The organism is uncultured Rummeliibacillus sp. (genome assembly GCF_934216135.1).
Taxonomy (GTDB): Bacteria; Bacillota; Bacilli; order Bacillales_A; family Planococcaceae; genus Rummeliibacillus.
The window spans coordinates 51222-70090 of sequence record NZ_CAKQBI010000015.1 but is presented as its reverse complement, the minus strand read 5'-3'; the positions used below and the strand labels follow the sequence as shown (position 1 = coordinate 70090).

Here is an 18869-nt window from a genome sequence, read left to right as displayed (position 1 = left end):
TTCAAAAGATGAGCAATGATGGATAAGTAGAAATAGGAAAATATTCAAAATCATTTTATGGTTATTGTAGTAAAGCAGAAATTAATTTATAGTCAATCAAATTTTAAAAGATTAATTTATTGCATTTTATAATCTCTTGATCAACTTTTACATATTACTACATTTTTCGTAAATCTCTCCGATATTAATTTCAAAGCAATTAAAAGTTGAGGGGAGGAAATACATAATGCGAGTTTCAACAAATGGGACAGTTGATTCAGCAATTTCAAAAGAGATCATTCAAAAAAATAATACATCAATAAATCAAATTTTTCAAAATATCTCATCCTTAAAGCAAAATGAAAATATTTCAGAAATGACCGACAAAAATGGCAATCCAACAAAACAAGCCTATCAAACCGCGGTCAATAAAATGAATGAATTTATGGAGTATTCTCATAAGGATTCTAAATTTGTTTTTCATGATGGATTGGAAAAGTTTTATGTGGAGATAGTCGATTCAAAAACAGATAAGGTGGTTAAAGAAATTCCACCGAAAGAACTGCTAGATGCCTATTACGAAATGCAAAAACTAATTGGAAAAATGTTTGATACAAAAGCTTAAGGAGGAGAAAGTATGGCTTCAGTAAATAATACAACAAATACATCAACAACTTCATCGTATTCTTATTTGCAATATAAGAATAAAATTGGTGGGTTAGTATCTGGTATGGATGTTGACTCCATCATGGAAAAATTGATGAAGGCTGAAAGTGCTCAAATGGAGAAACTTCAGCAACAAAAACAAAAATACGAATGGAAACGAGACGCTTATCGTGAAGTGAATACTGCATTAGATAGTTTCCAGAAGGGTATTTTTGATAATTATGGTTTAAAAAGCTCATGGAATGCGAAAACAGTATCAGCTTCTTCTAGTGCAGTTAGTGCAACCGCAACATCTTCAGCAAATGGTACGATTAACATCACAGAAGCGAAGATGGCAACTGCTGCTCAATCTATTACTGATTTTTCAGCATTAGGGTTTACAGCTGACACAACAATGGCGAGCTTAGGCTTAACTTCATCAGAAGGAAGTTTTTCAATTAGTGCAGTAGACGATTCTGGTAGTTTAATAGAAAAAAAAATTTCTTACAAAGCAACTGATAAAATTAGTGATGTAATGTCTAAAATCAATGCATCAGGAGTCGGAGTCACAGCAATAGCTTCCAAAGGAAGTTTATCTTTAACAGCGAATGTAGAAGGAACAGTAATTGTGGATGGGGTAGACGTTGGCTCTATACAAATAACAAACGATACTAACGGACTGTTTGCAAAATTAGGAGTTTTAGCTGAAGGTAAAGAAGGAAACATTTTAATAAATAAGGGAACTAATGTGACGGAAACGACTCTAGGAACAAGTGGTTATATAGTAGCAAACGGAGTCAAAATTGAAGGAACATCAAACAAATACACAGTTTCTGGATACCAACTAACGATCAACGAAAATATTCAAGCGGGTAATGCTCCTGCTAAAATCACTTCCACAACAGATACAGATAAAATTGTTGATAAGGTAAAGGAATTTGTTGAGACATATAATGGTCTTATTAAAGATCTAAATACTCGTGTATCAGAAAAGAAAAATGTTGATTATGCACCTCTTACGGATGCTCAAAAGGCAGAGATGACAACAGATGAGATTACAAAATGGGAGGCTAAGGCAAAAGCAGGCCTTTTAAAAGGTGATTCTACATTAAATAATGTCCTCTCTAGCATGCGTACAACATTATCAACTTACGGCAGTGATTCGAATGGTAGTAATGATATGTTATTCAAAATCGGCATTACAACTTCTAAAACATATACAGATAACGGTAAACTTGAAATTGACGAAGATAAACTAAAAGCGGCTCTTGAAGATGATCCAGATATCGTATCACGTATTTTTACTGGCGATAGCTCTACTGGTGCTGAAGGGGTTATATCAAAATTACGTACTACTGCTCAAAATGCGGTATCGACCATTAAAAATACAGCAGGTAGTGAAAGTTCTTCTTCTGATTTAACCTACTCATTAGGTAAAACAATCACATCTTTAGACGATAAAATCACTGACTGGAAAGATCGCTTAAAAGACATAGAAGAACGCTACTGGAACCAATTCTCCGCAATGGAGACAGCGATTCAAAAGGCGAATAGTCAATCTTCTATTTTTGATTCATATTAGGCAATAGTTAGTTTTAAATTTAAAGGAGTTGTTTAGTTTGTCAGTACAAAATGCATACAATGCATACAAACAAAATAGTGTTACGACCGCGTCCCCAGGTGAACTGACATTAATGCTTTACAATGGCTGCATCAAATTTATCCATCAAGGGAAAAAGGCGATTGAAGCCAAAGATATTCAAAATCGAAACAAATATATTCAAAAAGCACAAGCGATTATTTCAGAGTTGATGGCTACATTGAATATGGATATTGCCATTTCAAAAGAGATGTTCAATTTATATGAATATATGCACCGTCGTTTAACAGAAGCGAATATCCAAAGTGATACTGCTATTTTGGATGAGGTGGAAGGTCTTGTTATTGAATTCCGCGATACTTGGAAACAAGTCATTCAGATCAATCGTCAAAAGCAATTCTCTGGAGATCATGTGTAATGGAGCTTGTTCAAGAATTTCTACAAGTTTCTGCTCAGTTATATAAACATTTGACGAAGCTTCCTCCTGATAAGGAGCGCGATGAGTATATCCAGAAAATCGATGAGTATTTGGACAAGCGTGGTTCAATTATCAAACAAATTCAAAAGCTGGAAGTAAATCCTTTACCAGGTCATCCTTTTGAAAAACAATTGCGTGAACTTGACAAGGGTATTCGTGAACGATTGAAAAAAGCTAAAGCTGAAATTGCGCAAGATATGAAGAACCTACAAAAAACAAAAAAATCCGAACAGCGTTATGTAGATCCATATTCAAGTGTACGGGTGATGGATGGTACGTATTTTGATGGGCGAAAATAATAGAAACCCATAAAAGTTCTAGTAAAAACGATATGTTTTTGCTAGGGCTTTTCTTTTTGAGTGTATAAGGAAAGAGAATTACAAGAAGAATGAAACTAAATAGTTTGTATAAATTTTATTTTATTACCATGGATAGGCCCTTTTTCTTAGTAACTATTTCATTGCAAATTGGAGTAAATACTTCCTTATATTTAATCAAATAATATTTCATATTCTATTTTTATTAAAAAACAGTGAATCATAAAAAGATAAATTTTTATTAAATAAAAGAACTTTTAATAATAGCTAATCTTATTTGTATTATTAACATATTTATGGGTATAACCTTTAAAATTAAGAAAATATTAAGTTCTATAGAAAGTTATAGAGTATAAATGAATATGAATATTTTAAGTGAAATATAATAAAATATTCCCATTTTTCAAAACAACATATATGAGTTTAAATCGCAAATCTTTAACATACATTTCTCGAAAATGCTCATAACTCCTTTAGTTAATCGTAATAGTCTTTTATATCTATTTATTAGTGGAATGGAAGGATTTAATTAGGTATAGTTGATTATAAGTAAAAAACTAATGGAGGAAAAAAGTAATGAGTATTAGTAAAAAACTATATTCTGTCTTTTTTATATTAATAGCGTTTATAGCAATTGTTGCAGTTACAGGATATATACAATTAATGAATGTCAAAAATACTTATTCTGACATTTTAAATGACCGAGTAGCGAAGATTACAGAGGTAAAGGATGTACAATATGCTTCAGCGATGCAAGGGGTATATATGCGATCTTATGTATTAGATCCGGAACAAGGAACACTAGATAATCTAAAAAAACAACAGGAAATTATTTCTACGAAAGCAGACGATCTTTCAACCAAATTTTATACAGAGAATATGAAGCAAGAACTTCAAATTATTGAGCAAAATCAAGAGAAATTTTTGGCAAGCTCACAAAGTATTATTGATATGGTGAAAAATGATAAACACGATAAAGCACTTGAAATAATTGATAGTGGAATTCGACCAGCAAATGAAGCCATTCAAATGAGTGTAGACAAAGTTGTCGATTACCAAACGGAACAAATAAAAATAGGTCAACAAGATGCGGAAGTAAAGATACATAAAGGGATTACGTTTATGATAACTATAGCTCTAATTGCATTGTTAGTCGCAATTGTGTGTGCATTATACATAACTAGAAATATTGCTAAACCAGTAAATGCACTGAAAGAAGCTGCTTCTACTATTGCACAAGGTGATTTAACAGAGCCTGATATCATTGTAAATTCTAAAGATGAGATTCATTCTTTAGCGGAATCGTTTAATACAATGAAGAAAAGCTTACAATCATTAATAGCTAATGTAATGTCGAATGTTGAACAAACAACAGCTGCTGCAGAAGAACTTACAGCTAGTACAGATGAAGTGGCTACAGCTTCACAAGATGTAGCGAAGCAATTGGAAATGATTACTGAAGGAGCACACTCAGCTGCTGAAACAGGAAAAGAAAGTGCAGTTGCAGTAGAAGAAACTGCAAGTAGTGTACAAATGATTGCAAGTTCTACACAAGAAGTACATGGTGGCGCTATAGAAGCACAAACCGTTGCTAAACAAGGCCATCAAACATTACGTACTACATTTAAACAATTAAAAGTTATCCAAGAATCATCAACAGACACAAAAGAAAAAATTCGCAAGTTAAGTCAACAATCCGAAAAAATTGGTAATATCACAAAGGTAATCACAGCAATTACAGACCAAACAAATTTACTAGCTCTCAATGCAGCTATTGAGGCGGCACGTGCGGGTGAACATGGTAAAGGATTTGCAGTGGTAGCAGATGAAGTTCGAAAACTTGCAGAGGAATCTAAAAAATCTGCAGAACAAATTGTTCGTTTAACAGATATCATTCAAAAAGACACAGTAGATGTAGAACAAGCGGTTGAATTAACTGTTTCGAATGTGAATGATGGTGTGGATTTAATACATGAAGCACAACAATCATTCAATGCAATCTTAACTTCTGTCGATACAATGGCTCAAAAAGTAGAACAAGTATCCGCTGCAACACAAGAAGTATCCGCTGCATCTGAAGAAGTTGCTGCATCCGTTCAAGAAATGGCACAAGCAGCAGATATGGCAGCAAGTAGTACTGAAACAGTTGCTGCGGCAACGGAAGAACAAGCTGCGACTATTGGTGAAATCAATTCAGTTGCTAAATCATTGACATCTAACGCTATTCAATTACAAGAACAAGTTCAAAAATTTAAAATATAGATAATTGAATATTTTAAAATGGAGGGGATAAATTTTATCCTCTCTTATTTTTTTGTTTACAGATTTGAATAACACCATGCTCCATTCTATCAAGTTTATTTTGTATAGCATTTTCAATAGGTATAAATGCTGCTCTTTCTCCATAACTTGAACTATATAAGATCAATATACGAAAGATTAAAGGGGAATATATACATGCAACCGACTATTCTTTATAAAAAATGGCAGTCAGCGAATGTCCCACAGTATTTAAAACAGGAACTTTCTTCTATGGAAAATAACCCTGTAGAGATAAACGATTGCTTCTATCAATATCTCCAATTTGGTACTGCGGGAATGCGTGGTTTACTAGGAGCTGGCACGAATCGCCTTAACATATTTACCATTAGACGTGTAGCATTTGGTCTAGCACAAATCATCGCTTTCCATGGAAAAGAAGCTAAGCAACGTGGGGTTGTCATATCTTACGATAATCGCCATTTTTCCAAAGAATTTGCGCTAGAAACGGTGAAAGTTCTCGGTGAATATGGGGTGAAGACTTTTATATTTTCCGAGATGCGACCAACACCTGAGCTATCTTTTGCCATCCGTCACTTACATGCCTATGTGGGCGTGATGATTACGGCTAGTCATAATCCAAAAGAGTATAACGGATTTAAAGTTTATGGAGAAGATGGGGCACAACTAACGCCACACCATGTCGATATGATTGTTCATATGATGGACAATGTCGATGATATTTTTGCGATTCAGGTAGCTGATTTAGAAGCATTGAAACAAGCTGAACTCCATTCTGAAATTTTAGAGGATATCGATACAGCTTTTCAGCAAAATTTACAAACGATTTCGGAACGCTCTGATGTAAAAAAGGATTTATCCATCATTTACACACCCCTTCATGGAATTGGGTATATCCCAGTTATGCAAGGGCTAGCAAATGCGGGATTTACAAATGTTCATGTAGTAGAACAACAAATCATTCAAGATGGGGATTTTCCAACTGTTACATATCCAAATCCAGAAAGTCCAGCTGCTTTCGAAATGGCTATAGATTTAGGAAAAAAAGTTTCAGCGGATTTACTATTAGCAACAGATCCGGATTCCGATCGTCTAGGTGTTGCAGTTCGAACAAAAGATGGCTATGAGTTGTTAACAGGGAATCAGGTGGGAGCTTTAGTGACTGATTATTTAATCCAAGCAAAACTAGAAAAGAATACATTACCGTTTAATGCAGTTTTGATCAAAACAATCGTCACTTCTGAACTAGGCGCAAAAATAGCAAGTCGATACAATATCGGCACGATTAATACCTTAACAGGCTTTAAATATATCGCAGAGAAAATCCATGAATTTGAGACAACCAACAACTATAGCTATTTGTTTGGGTATGAAGAAAGCTATGGTTATCTCGTGAAAAGTTATGTGCGAGACAAGGATGCTGTACAAATGGCGGTGTTGATTGCAGAGATTGCAGGATATTATGCAAAGGCGGGACAGACATTATTAGATGCCTTAGAGGAGTTGTACCAAACATACGGCTATCACCGAGAAGCACTCGTGTCAAAAGTATTCAAAGGGCAAAGTGGTCAACAACAGATAGCCGTTATTATGGAAAAATTACGACGCCATTCTCCCAAAAACATTGCTGATATAAACGTAAATTGTGTAGAAGATTACTTAACAGGCAAAGCAAATTTTGCAGATGGTTATAGCGAAGACTTATTCTTACCAAAAGAAAATGTCTTAAAGTTTAAATTAGAAGATGAATCTTGGATCGCCATCCGTCCATCCGGTACAGAACCAAAGTGTAAATACTATTTCGGTGTAGTAGGAGAAACTGCGGAAATTGCCGATAAAAAGTTATTAGCGATTCAAGAGGCCTTTGAAAAGCTGAACGATGAAAGTTGTTGAAAAATTACTAAGCTGATAAATCCCCCCTGTCTGTATAGATTTGGGGTTTTTATTTACAAAAAATGAGATTAACCATAGTATCTTTATAATATTCGGTTAACAGTTTCTTCTAAATAGTATATACTTTCAGAGGAAATAAATTTAGAGATTAATGAGTCGCAGTTTAAAGCTATGTAGAGTAAAAAATAAAAAGTCGCATACAAAAATGTAAATTTTTATGAACGCAGGTGAAGAAAAAGTGCAATATAAACGTAAAGAATCATTTCGACATGTACTTGAACGAGATGTAATGGCAAAGTGTAAAATTTCTTCTGTAAACAAAGAGGAGAAAGTATTAGTAGAAACTAAACTTTGCCGTTTGGTAGACCTGAGTCCTAGTGGTGTAAGGATTGCAATACCTGACAGTTTACCGATGGACGAACATCCATTAAAAGTGGAGTTAAACTTTATGCTCTATGCAAAACCAATTTCTGTAGAAGGTATGATTAAGTGGAAAAAGTTACAAATGGATGATTATTTATATGGTATTGACCTAGAAGCAGATGAAGCGTTAATGGAATTAATTATTTCAGAATTAAAATTACGAAGACGCCAAGAAGTGAAAGAGAATATATAGAATGATTACGGTAGTTCTCACAAAAGAAATATTCTTTGTGAGAATTTTTTATGTAAATTATTAAGTTTTTATCGGTATGTAATGAAATTACTTCTCCTCTAAAAATGTAAATGCTAAAGCCGATATTAAGATTATAAAGATTTTATAGATTTTTGTTTAAAAAAGCTAAGTGTAAAATTACTATAATAATAGATTTAGAAAAGGGAGGATTCATGTGCGTTTCAAATCATTCGTTTCAATGGGTGTAGCAGCTGCGTTAATCGTACCGACGCTTATAACAGCAGCGAATCCAGAGTTAGCATATGCAAAAACAACTTCATCGAAAAAAGTTAGCGCCAAAGCAAAGTCAGTAATCGCAAAAATCAAAGCCATCAATCCCAAAAAATCAAACTATGTAACAAAAACAAAATCAGCGGTAAATGCGTATAAAAAACTATCTAGTAAAGATAAAAAGATGGTCTACAACTATGGAACACTAAAAAAACATTGGACTACTGTACAAAATAGAAAAGCAAAGCAAGTAATTACAAAAATCAAAGCGATTAATTCAAAAAAATCAGATTATGTCCTAAAAACAAAATCTGCCTTGAGTGCCTACAACAAACTATCAAAAACAGACAAAAAGAAAGTCACAAACTATTCAACACTAAAAAAACATTGGAAAAACATCCAACCATACCTAAAAAAAGTCGACGCATTCAACAAAAGTGTCGCAACCTTAAACAAAACAAATTTCACAACCAAATCAGTAGCCCTAGAAAAGCAATATGACAACCTAGACAGCATCACCAAAGCAGCTGTCCCAAGCACAACACTGAAAAAACTAAGTTACTATTCAGATGTCGTTGAAACAAAAAAATTGGTGTTTAGGACTTTAGAGGCAGGTTCGACTAACGAGTCAAATACAAATAATGGTTCAGACACTTCTTCAAACACAACACCAGAAGATGGAACAAAAATTTTAACTATTATTAACGCATATAATAAATTATCTGGTGCTCAGAAAACATTGTTGGATGATTTATTAACAGCTGATAGTAGTAATACTAATACTACAGACGAGGAAAAAAAAGAAACAGCGAGAAATAATCTTAAACGTTATTTAGCTTTGGAAGATTTAATAAAAATAGCTGCAGGTATTGAGAAAAAATATTCAGCATTACAACCACTTGCTAAAGCCAAGGCTAAAGATTTATATGATTTATATTTCAATGAATACGAACCAGTAGCAGATAAAACTATATCTTATACTGACAAAAAAGATTATAAATTGAAAGACTTTATCCCAGAGGAAGATTTTGCAGTAATTGATAATATTGATAATGCGTATTCTTCTCAAAAAACAGAGGCAGATACTTTTACTGAAAAAGTCAATGGATTATCAAGTAATAGTTCAAGTAGTACTGATATAGATGGGGATAATGGGGTAATAAAGCTGTATACAGAGCTTCAAAAACCCAAAAACGCAAGTATAGCTAAATATCCAGATTTAGCACCAATCGATTTAGTAGATAAAAAGACTATTACAACTTATAACAAATTTGCGCCAATACCTGCCCTTGTAGATAATTTAAAAGATTTAAATTTAAGTCCGTTAAATAGTTTAACACCAGGATCTTTAAAAACATCTGAAGTATCAACATTAGCTGATTTATTAACACAATATAATAAGTTAGGTTCTGACCAAAAATCAATTGTGCGAAATGGTTTAACTAGTAATAATGCAAAAGATTATTTGTCAGAAGCTAAAAATATTTCAAACGCACAATCAATTGATAAAAGCTATGATTCAGCTTTAAAAAATAGTAGCAAACCAAGTTACTTTTTAGATTTATTGAAAGTAAAGGATACGTATAATAACGCCTCACCAGAAGTGAAACGTTTTGTAGTTGTAAAAACTAACGACATTGAAGCTAAATTAAATGCGGCCGGTTATGATGCTGCTAAAACAGCAGTTGATGATTTTTCAGATAGTGTGAATTCAATTCCAAGTGCTAACGATGCAAAAATAGCTATTGATAAAGTAATCAGTCAGTACAATACCATTTCAGCAAAACCATCTTGGCTAGCACTTGTTGATAAAAATGTATTAAAGACGTATATCGAATATGCAAAAGTACCAAATGTTTTAAAGTTAATTGATAAACTTCCGTCTTCTGTTCAAGATCCTTATACAGCAAAACAAATTGCTAATATTACGTCAGCTATTAAAGCATATAAAAAATTAGGAACTCCACAAAAACAAATTGTGGATGCAAAGTATCCTTCTTTCGCTGATCTTGTAGCGGATGAATCAAATATTACGTCAGCACAAAAAATCGATAGTGCTTATTTAAAATTAAAGAAATCAAGCAAGTCATATCCCAAAGATGCTAAAGCAGTATATGAAGTATATGATGATGCTTTAGCTGATGTTCAAAAGTATGTGGTAAATAAAAATAAAATCGCAGATTTAGAAAACACATATAAAGATGAAAAAACGATTGCTAATGATTTTGAAACAAAAGTCAATAAACTAAGTAAAAATAGTAAGATTGCAGATGTAGAGGATGCCGTTACAGACTATAATACGAAGATTAGTACTAATCCTAAAGCAAGTAGTTTAGTAGATAAAGCAGTCATGAAAAAATACAATGAATATGCGCCAGTATCAAATGTTGATAAATTACTTAATCTTATTATTGGAGTAGATACGAGCTCACAATATATTACACCAACTAATGTGTATTATATTCAAAAAGCAACGATTGCCTATAATGCATTAAAGCCTGATCCTAAAATGATTATTGATGCTGCAGATCGTAAGAAATTCCCATTCTTATACGAGACAAAAAATATTTTAGATGCAGTAGCAATTGACAAGGCTTATGAAAAAATCAAACCAACAGATGACAAATATGAATTAGAATTAATCGATATCTATCGTGAAATGTATGTTTCTGCACCGTTTGCACAAAAATACGTTACCCATAAAGATGAATTTGATAGGGTAGAAGAACTATATAGTGTACCAATTAAAAAGGCTGAGGAATTTGAAACAAGTGTAGATAAAATGTCTCAGGTCAGTAAATCTAATGGTACACCGACTATGGAAATGGTTCGAAATCTTGAAGCTCAATATTACGATTTAGTTAACTACAATAAATTTGGCACTAAATATAAATTTCCGTTAAAAGATTTGATTAAGGATGAAACCTTGGCTGATTATAACAAATTTATATTAGTGTTAAGAATTCAAGACATTGCAAAAACGTTATATGTTTCATATGGTAAGTTATTTAATGAAGAAAATGTAGATTTTGATTATGTAAAAGACAGTTTTTATTGTAAAAAAGCCGAAGATAGTTCTGATCAAAATGTAAAAAATGAATATAAAGATAATTGTAAAAGAAGAGATGAATATTTAGCAGATTCGAATAAATATAAAGTTGGATACACTGTTTCTAATTCTAGATATGGGCAACCAATAAAAATTTCAAATCCAAACGATATTAAATTGATTTATAAAGCTATCGATTATTTCCAACAATTAGACTCAACGCAAGTTTCAATTTTAAAGAAGGCTCCTTCATCACAAAAAGACTATTATTATGAAGATCGATATAAGGGAAAACATAAAGATGAAAAATATGAAGAAAAAGAAATTGTTCACCCGTCTATTCCAATGAGCGATGGAGAAATTAAAAACTTCTTAAAAGCACAAGAAATCGATAAAGAATATGAAGCACTAAAACCTTCAAGTAAAACATATATCAAAGATGCCATTGTACTGTACTATAAGTTTGACAAAGCAGGAAAGCCAGTCCAACTTTATGTCGTTCATGAAAATGATATAAAGGCTCTTAAAAATAGCTATAACATGGATAAAATTATTAAAGATGTTGATAATTTTGTGAATAAAGTAAATTTATTGCCTAACGATAATTCAATTGATAATCAAATTAAAAACGGCAATAATGGTGTCGTTGATCAATACAATAATTTAAATGAAGCTCAATTAGCTGTTCTGGATCAAGGGGTTCTTACAAAATATAATGCTTATGCACCAATTGCAGAAATTATGTCATTAACAGGAGAAATAGATTCTGATAAAGATGGAAAATACGTTGATTCAGACATTGACAAAATGCTAAAAGCTATTGCCATTTACAAAAAACTTTCAAAAGATCCAAAAGCAATGGTAACAGCCAAAATCAACAGTAGTAATTCTTATAAGTATTTATTACACGAAAAAGAAATCAAAGCAGCTCAAAAAGTCGACAAAGCCTTTAAAAAACTTGACAAAACTAATGATAAATATGTGGCGGATTTAAAAAAGGTGAAAACAGCATATGATGCTTTAAAAGATATGAAATTGAGTGGATTGGACAAAACTGCTCAATATTATGTTACTTCTAATATTGATGGGCAAGATGGTGCAGTAAATAAAGATATTTATAAGACTCCAAAAAAAGCCGCAGAAGATTTCGAAACACTTATCAATGGTGGAACAATTAATGGGACTGTGATTGTGGCATGGTTAGATAGAGATTCAGTTCCTTATTCTGATATAGCTAATGCTGTATTAGAGTATAAGAAATTAAGTACAAAAGCAAAATCACTAGTCGATGATGATGTGATGAAAATCTACAATAAATATGCTCCAGTTGTGGAAATAGTAGAAACTTTAAAGAAAATACAAGATGCGGACATTCCTGATACTACTACAATTAAAGATTCAGATTCAGATTTAATTAAATCCCCTTATACTGGATATTATAAAGGTAATAATAAGTATTCTAAGAAAGACGTAGGTTCTGAAATTCTAAATGCTATTCAGCTTTATAACAAGCTTGGTTCAGATCAAAAGGATATTGTACAAAATAAAGTTCAACCTGCTAATCCTGGAGATTCCAATGGTTTAACTGATAAACAAAAAGGCTTATTAAACGAAACTAACAACATCAAAGCTGCACAAGCATTAGATAAAAAAATCGCGGCTATTAAACCAAAATCAACTGGTTATGTTAAAAGTGTTATTGATGCAACCAAAACGTTAAATGTAATGCCGATAGAGCAAAGAATATATCTTCAAAATGTAGATACACTTAAAGGATATTTAGTGGATAGTAAAACTCAAAAATCAACTCAAACTCAAAAAGCTATTGATGACTTAACGAATTTTGAAACTGGTGTTCAACAAGTTGATGATTGGACTTCTGAAATGAAAAATGAAAATGGCAACATTGCTGCTTGTACTGACCATACTGAGCCTTGTAACACTACGATTACTAAAAAAATGGGTGAATTAGTGACTTTATTTAAACAACTAAACACACCAAGACTTGTCGATGGCTCAGAAATCACACTAGCTTCCTTAATCGATAGAACAAAATTAGCTCGCTATCAATATTTCCGTGCAATCTATGATGTCATTGATGGTTTGGAAAAATAAATATTACACGCAAGGAAGCTTTCCTCTCTTATTTATAGAGAGGAAAGCTTTTTTAATATCTTAAGGTTCTCCCATTATATCCGCTGGTATTCAATGGTTATCCGCTCTTTCAACTGATTTATTCGCTAGTTTGAGAGTTTTATTCGCTCTCTCCACAGACTTATTCGCTCCATTTTAAATTGTATTCGCTCTCTCAGTAATTTACGTCATATAAAACACTTCAAAAGGTTAGTTTGCCCTTACGAATGCTTATGCATTTTTAAATTAAATGTGTAAAACTCCCTACTTCGCATATTAAATAAAAAACAAAACATCAGACCAATCAAAATATGCCATCTCTTCATCAAAATTTCTAAATATTTACTTTTAATATTCGATATTAAAAATAGAAGTATTAGACAGGACAGTATGTTCATACATATAAGGTAGGACGGTGGATTGGTTGGAATATCGACGCAAGGAATATTTTCGGCATGTTTTAATTCATGAAGTACCGGTTACTTATAGTTTTAAAAGGGATGGAATGATGATCTTTCGAAAAGGACAGATCATCGATATTAGCCCAAGTGGTTTGAAGATGTTTACAGAAGTTGACTTATCTTCTAATAGTGAAATGTATGATTTAGATTTGTCATTTATATTATTTTCGAAGCCTATCAATGTCAAAGGGAATATTCGCTGGAAAAAGGCATTTGGTGATGGATATTATTATGGCATTGATATGAATAATGTCGAACAACATCAAGAATTGATTATTTCGGAGTTAAAATTGCGACGAAAGAAAGAGGTTTTTGAGGAAAAAAGACAAAATCTATGATATTTCTGTTCAAAAATATGTAAAAAATAAAATGTTTTTTTATGTTTCAAGAAGGGTTTTTTAGGGTAATGTAGAATATGTAAGTATGGTTGAATAAAGGAGGAGTTTACATGCTAACATTTAACATTCGTGGTGAAAACATTGAGGTAACTCCAGCAATTCGAGAGTATGTTGAGTCAAAAATTCAAAAATTAGAACGTTATTTCAATAATGATCTAACAGCTACAGCTAATGTGAATTTGAAAGTCTACAATGACAAAAGTACAAAAGTAGAAGTAACAATTCCGATGAAAAATTTAACTTTACGAGCTGAAGAACGTAATGCTGATATGTATGCAGCCGTTGATTTAATCACTGGTAAACTGGAACGCCAAATTCGTAAACATAAAACAAAAGTAAACCGCAGATTCCGTGATCGTGAAGGTGTGGGCGTATACTTTGCAAATGTTCAAGCTGAAAAGGCACCTACAGCAGTTGCTACGGATACAGAAGAAGATTTCTCAGTAGTTCGTACAAAGCAATTCTCTTTAAAACCAATGGATCAGGAGGAAGCTATTCTTCAAATGAATCTTCTTGGTCATGATTTCTACATTTACACTGATGCCGACTCTGATGCAACCAATATTGTATATAAACGAAAAGACGGAAAATACGGTCTTATCGAAACAAATTAGTTCATGTGTAACCCCTTATCGGTTACTAATATACAACCCAGCTGTTTAAAATAGACAGCTGGGTTTCCTTTTATGATTTGGAATCTATCTGTAAATGTTTTTTTAACGTATTAGAAACTTCTGTTAACTCATTTGAGTCCATCATATAATACCAAACACCATGAATTGTTTTGCCTTTTCCTTTTTCAAAATGAATTTGTTGAATATTGCTTAACGATTCTCTGTAACTTTGCTGCAATTCTTTAATTTGATCAAATGTAAGATTTGTTGAAATGTTATTGCCAAGAATGTCAAATATATTTTGATATTTTAATAATGTTTTCAAAGATGTACCTTCTTCAATAACGGCTTGAATGACTTGTTTCTGCCGATTTTGCCTTCCAAAATCACCTTGAGGATCTTCTTTTCTCATTCGTACATAGGCTAAAGCAGCCTCTCCATCTAAAGTGATGTCACCTTTTTTAAAAGTGTAATTACCTTCTTGAAAAGCGAGTGCATTTTCAATCTGTATGCCACCAACTGTATTAATCACTTGTTCAAAGCCTTCCATATTTACTTTTGCTACGTAGTCAATTGGAATATTTAATAATTTTTCAACAGAGTTCATCGACATCTCGATTCCGCCGAATGCATAGGCATGGTTAATCTTATCTTTTATATTTTTTCCTACTATTTGTGTATACGTGTCACGAGGAATGCTCACCATTAACGTACTATTAGTTTGAGGATTGACAGATAAGACAATCATTGTATCAGAGCGTCCTCTATCTCTTTGTCGCTCGTCTACCCCAAGTAGTAGGATGGAAAACGGTTGTCGTTCTTCTAATTCAACGGGTTCTGTTCTTGATATACTGGAATTTCGTTCGACAGGTGTATGAATTTCATCAAAAGTTGACATAGCCTGATCATAAACGGAATAAGCAATGATGCCAGTTATGATTAGAATAATTATAAAAATACCCAAACACCATCTCAATAATCTTCGCATTGTATCTCTTCCTTTCTTTTTTATTTTCCTATGAAAGTATGTAGAACCTAACCTTCTTCTAGTAATCTCCTTTTTAGTTTATGCGACTAAAATCTTATTTAATCTATTTAACGTTTATTAAAATTTGTGGGGATTATAAAATATAGAATTGCTAGTTTCTACGGGAAAACAGTGAACAATTTACAGAGAAAATAGGCTTTTTTTCTGTGTTTTAAGTGGAAAGTCCTTTCATACAGCAAATAAGAAAGATTAATAGTTATCGTTCGTTTGCACTAAAATATCAAACAGTGTTAAAATAAGGGTTGAGACTATATAGGATGTGAAAATCGATGCCTGGCATATTGAATAAAATTTTTGATCCAAATAAAAAAGAACTTAAACACTTAGAAAAAGTTGCACATGCAGTAGAAGCATTTGCTAAAGATATGGAAAAACTTTCTGATGAACAATTAAAAGCAAAAACAGAAGAATTTTATCAACGTTATTCAAACGGTGAAGATTTAGACAGTATTCGACCAGAAGCTTTTGCCGTTGTTCGTGAAGCCTCAAGACGTGTACTTGGCATGTATCCTTACCCTGTACAAATTATGGGGGGCGCGACTTTACATGAAGGTAACATTGCAGAGATGAAAACTGGTGAAGGTAAAACATTAACATCAACTTTACCTGTATATTTAAATGCACTTACTCATAAAGGTGTACATGTTGTTACTGTCAATGAATACTTAGCTACTCGTGATGCTGAAACAATGCGTCCATTATATGAATTTTTAGGTTTAACAGTTGGTGTTAACTTAAATAACATGTCAAAAGATGAAAAACGTGAAGCTTACGCTTGCGATATTACTTATAGTACAAACAATGAACTTGGTTTTGACTACTTACGTGATAATATGGTTCTTTACAAAGAAGAACGTGTTCAACGTCCTCTTTACTATGCTGTAATCGATGAAGTTGACTCAATTTTAATCGATGAAGCACGTACGCCATTAATCATTTCTGGTCAAGCTAATAAGTCAGCTGCTCTTTATAAACAATCCAATGCTTTTGTCCGTACATTGAAAAAAGATGAAGATTTCAATTATGATGTTGAAACAAAAGGTGTTACATTAACCGAACAAGGTATTGAAAAGGCTGAAAGAGCTTTTAATATTGATAACTTGTTTGATTTGACTCATGTTGGTTTAAACCATGCCATCAACCAATCTTTGAAAGCACACGCAAGTATGCATTTGGATGTCGATTACGTAGTACAAGATGGTGAAATTTTAATCGTCGATTCATTTACTGGACGTATTATGCAAGGTCGTCGTTATTCAGAAGGACTTCACCAAGCGATTGAAGCAAAAGAAGGCGTAGAAATTCAAAACGAATCTATGACAATGGCGACAATCACATTCCAAAACTACTTCCGTATGTATGAAAAATTATCAGGTATGACAGGTACAGCTAAAACGGAAGAAGAAGAATTCCGTAATATTTACAATATGTACGTTGTTGTTATTCCTACGAACAGACCGATTGCTCGTGATGACCGCCCAGATTTAATCTATGCTACAATGCAAGGGAAATTCGAAGCTGTAGCTAATGATATTGCTGAGCGTCATAAAAAAGGTCAACCAGTTCTTGTAGGTACCGTTGCTATTGAAACTTCTGAGTTAATCTCACACTTATTGTCTAAACGTGGTATTCCTCATAACGTTTTGAACGCTAAAAACCATGAACGTGAAGCTGAAATCGTAGCAGAAGCAGGTCAAAAAGGTGCGGTTACTATCGCAACAAACATGGCCGGTCGTGGTACGGATATCAAACTTGGTGAAGGTGTTCTTGAACTTGGCGGCTTAGCTGTCATCGGTACAGAACGTCATGAATCACGTCGTATCGATAACCAATTACGTGGTCGTGCCGGACGTCAAGGGGATCCTGGTGTAACACAATTCTATCTTTCACTTGAAGATGAATTGATGAAACGTTTCGGTTCTGAAAGCATGAAAAATATGATGACAAAATTAGGTATGGATGATTCTCAACCAATCCAATCTAAAATGGTCTCTAGAGCTGTAGAATCTGCACAAAAACGTGTTGAAGGTAATAACTTTGATGCTCGTAAACGTTTATTGCAATACGATGATGTTTTACGTCAACAACGTGAAATCATCTACAAAGAACGTTATGAAGTGCTAGAAACTGAAAATATGCGTGCCTTAGTTGAATCCATGATCGATGAAGTTTTAGTAAATGCTGTTCATTCTTATACTGCAGAAGAAAATGCACATGACTGGAACTTAACTGGCCTAGCAAACTTTGTAGCAGCTAACTTACTTCCTGAAGGTGTCGTAACTGCTGATAGTCTTGCGGGTAAATCTCCAGAAGATATCATCGAATATCTTCGTGCTGAAGTGAAAAAAGAATATGACCGCAAAGAAGAAGAACTTTCTCCAGAACGTATGCGTGAGTTCGAAAAAGTTATCTTACTTCGAGGAATTGACTCTAAATGGATTGACCACATCGATGCTATGGACCAATTGCGTCAAGGTATCCACTTACGTGCGTATGCACAAACAGATCCACTTCGCGAATATCAATCTGAAGGTTTTGCAATGTTCGAAGCAATGGTTGATGCCATCCGTGAAGATGTTGCAAAATATGCGATGAAAGCTGAAATCCGTAGCAACTTAGAACGTGAAGAAGTGGCAAAAGGTGAAGCTGTTAATCCAAAAACTGAAGAAAATGGTCCTGCTAAACGTAAACCAATCCGTAAAAAACAAGAAGTTGGCCGTAATGACCTATGTCCATGTGGTAGCGGTAAAAAATACAAAAACTGTCATGGTGCTATTCAATAGCATCTTAAAAGATTCATATCGCACACTCCCTAAGTTCTCGTAACTTCAGAGTGTCACTTACAAAGGGGCTGTCCGAAAACTCATTTTCGGACAACTCCTTTATGCCTTTCTATAAATGCATAGCTGCTTCATGGAGATGGATGGAATTGAGTTGTGCAAAATGAAGCGTGAGTTGTGCAAAAAGGAGTGAGTTGTGCAAAAGGGAGCCTGAGTTGTGCAAAAAGAAGCGTGAGTTGTGCAAAAGGGAGCCCGAGTTGTGCAAAAGGGAGCCTGAGTTGTGCAAAAAGAAGCGTGAGTTGTGCAAA

General features: G+C 33.4%; 12 protein-coding genes. 11 read left to right on the top strand and 1 reads right to left on the bottom strand.

Annotation, left to right across the window (positions count from 1 at the left end; translation table 11 throughout):
• The first annotated feature begins 226 nt into the window (after positions 1-226).
• From Q0977_RS11210 to raiA, 10 genes are all read left to right on the top strand, one after another.
• A complete protein-coding gene (locus Q0977_RS11210; RefSeq protein WP_119415622.1) occupies positions 227-604 on the top strand; it encodes a flagellar protein FlaG in 378 nt (125 codons plus the stop codon).
• Between the two features lie 12 nt (positions 605-616).
• Positions 617-2206 carry a flagellar filament capping protein FliD gene (gene fliD, locus Q0977_RS11205; RefSeq protein WP_299513818.1) on the top strand — a complete coding sequence of 530 codons (1590 nt, stop codon included), beginning with the start codon at positions 617-619 and terminating at the stop codon, positions 2204-2206.
• A gap of 37 nt (positions 2207-2243) precedes the next feature.
• On the top strand, positions 2244-2642 hold the full coding sequence (gene fliS / locus Q0977_RS11200; RefSeq protein ID WP_119415624.1) for a flagellar export chaperone FliS: 399 nt from the start codon (positions 2244-2246) through the stop codon (positions 2640-2642).
• A complete protein-coding gene (locus tag Q0977_RS11195) occupies positions 2642-3001 on the top strand; it encodes a flagellar protein FliT (RefSeq protein ID WP_124217336.1) in 360 nt (119 codons plus the stop codon). Before fliS ends, Q0977_RS11195 begins: the two co-directional genes overlap by 1 nt.
• Positions 3002-3595: 594 nt before the next feature.
• Positions 3596-5281, top strand: a complete 1686-nt coding sequence (locus tag Q0977_RS11190; RefSeq protein WP_299513811.1) for a methyl-accepting chemotaxis protein — start codon at positions 3596-3598, stop codon at positions 5279-5281.
• Positions 5282-5476: 195 nt separating this feature from the next.
• Entirely contained in the window at positions 5477-7192 is a 1716-nt protein-coding gene (locus Q0977_RS11185) for a phospho-sugar mutase (protein ID WP_299513807.1), read from the top strand.
• Between the two features lie 238 nt (positions 7193-7430).
• Positions 7431-7808, top strand: coding sequence for a PilZ domain-containing protein (locus tag Q0977_RS11180; protein WP_164489533.1), 378 nt, complete (start codon positions 7431-7433; stop codon positions 7806-7808).
• Positions 7809-8022: 214 nt separating this feature from the next.
• Positions 8023-13242, top strand: coding sequence for a hypothetical protein (locus Q0977_RS11175; RefSeq protein WP_299513797.1), 5220 nt, complete (start codon positions 8023-8025; stop codon positions 13240-13242).
• A 442-nt stretch (positions 13243-13684) separates the two neighbouring features.
• On the top strand, positions 13685-14059 hold the full coding sequence (locus Q0977_RS11170) for a PilZ domain-containing protein (RefSeq protein WP_299513794.1): 375 nt from the start codon (positions 13685-13687) through the stop codon (positions 14057-14059).
• Positions 14060-14169: 110 nt separating this feature from the next.
• Positions 14170-14733, top strand: a complete 564-nt coding sequence (raiA, locus tag Q0977_RS11165) for a ribosome hibernation-promoting factor, HPF/YfiA family (RefSeq protein ID WP_119415631.1) — start codon at positions 14170-14172, stop codon at positions 14731-14733.
• A gap of 70 nt (positions 14734-14803) precedes the next feature.
• Here the strand turns inward: raiA and Q0977_RS11160 are convergent, their stop codons facing one another.
• Positions 14804-15721 (bottom strand): LCP family protein, encoded by a 918-nt coding sequence (locus Q0977_RS11160; RefSeq protein WP_299513787.1) that lies wholly within the window; start codon positions 15719-15721, stop codon positions 14804-14806.
• Positions 15722-16050: 329 nt separating this feature from the next.
• Here Q0977_RS11160 and secA point away from each other — a divergent pair, with 329 nt between their 5' ends.
• Positions 16051-18564, top strand: coding sequence for a preprotein translocase subunit SecA (secA, locus tag Q0977_RS11155; RefSeq protein ID WP_299513784.1), 2514 nt, complete (start codon positions 16051-16053; stop codon positions 18562-18564).
• The last annotated feature ends 305 nt before the right edge of the window (positions 18565-18869 follow it).

Bases quoted from the DNA above. Each gene is read 5' to 3' on its own strand.
- Q0977_RS11210 (WP_119415622.1), top strand. From the start codon at position 227: ATGCGAGTTTCAACAAATGGGACAGTTGATTCAGCAATTTCAAAAGAG.
- fliD (WP_299513818.1), top strand. From the start codon at position 617: ATGGCTTCAGTAAATAATACAACAAATACATCAACAACTTCATCGTAT.
- Q0977_RS11195 (WP_124217336.1), top strand. From the start codon at position 2,642: ATGGAGCTTGTTCAAGAATTTCTACAAGTTTCTGCTCAGTTATATAAA.
- Q0977_RS11190 (WP_299513811.1), top strand. From the start codon at position 3,596: ATGAGTATTAGTAAAAAACTATATTCTGTCTTTTTTATATTAATAGCG.
- Q0977_RS11185 (WP_299513807.1), top strand. From the start codon at position 5,477: ATGCAACCGACTATTCTTTATAAAAAATGGCAGTCAGCGAATGTCCCA.
- raiA (WP_119415631.1), top strand. From the start codon at position 14,170: ATGCTAACATTTAACATTCGTGGTGAAAACATTGAGGTAACTCCAGCA.
- Q0977_RS11160 (WP_299513787.1), bottom strand. From the start codon at position 15,721: ATGCGAAGATTATTGAGATGGTGTTTGGGTATTTTTATAATTATTCTA.
- secA (WP_299513784.1), top strand. From the start codon at position 16,051: ATGCCTGGCATATTGAATAAAATTTTTGATCCAAATAAAAAAGAACTT.